Origin of the sequence: Paenarthrobacter nicotinovorans, assembly GCF_007670255.1 — a bacterium.
In the GTDB taxonomy this organism is placed as follows: Bacteria; Actinomycetota; Actinomycetes; order Actinomycetales; family Micrococcaceae; genus Arthrobacter; species Arthrobacter nicotinovorans_B.
Window position 1 is genome coordinate 1 of sequence record NZ_SZVS01000031.1, and the last position, 552, is coordinate 552.

Genomic DNA, 552 nt, shown 5'->3' on the forward strand with positions numbered 1-552 from the left:
ACGGCTTCTTCCCTACTGAAAGAGGTTTACAACCCGAAGGCCGTCATCCCTCACGCGGCGTCGCTGCATCAGGCTTTCGCCCATTGTGCAATATTCCCCACTGCTGCCTCCCGTAGGAGTCTGGGCCGTGTCTCAGTCCCAGTGTGGCCGGTCACCCTCTCAGGCCGGCTACCCGTCGTCGCCTTGGTAGGCCATTACCCCACCAACAAGCTGATAGGCCGCGAGTCCATCCAAAACCACAAAAGCTTTCCACCCCCCACCATGCGATGAGGAGTCATATCCGGTATTAGACCCAGTTTCCCAGGCTTATCCCAGAGTCAAGGGCAGGTTACTCACGTGTTACTCACCCGTTCGCCACTAATCCCCCAGCAAGCTGGGATCATCGTTCGACTTGCATGTGTTAAGCACGCCGCCAGCGTTCATCCTGAGCCAGGATCAAACTCTCCGTTGAAAAATAACAGACACAACCACACCCACCGGAAATAACGACGGACGCAGCTGCACAAAATTCGAAACCAGCTGAAAACCAGACCACCACACACGGGGGTGCGC

Annotated in this window: 1 rRNA gene; it reads right to left on the reverse strand. The window is 56.3% G+C overall.

Features of this window, described 5'->3' with window-relative positions:
• Nucleotides 1-451: ribosomal RNA gene (locus tag FDP28_RS20400) — 16S ribosomal RNA — on the reverse strand; the annotation flags it as partial.
• Between the last annotated feature and the right edge of the window lie 101 nt (nucleotides 452-552).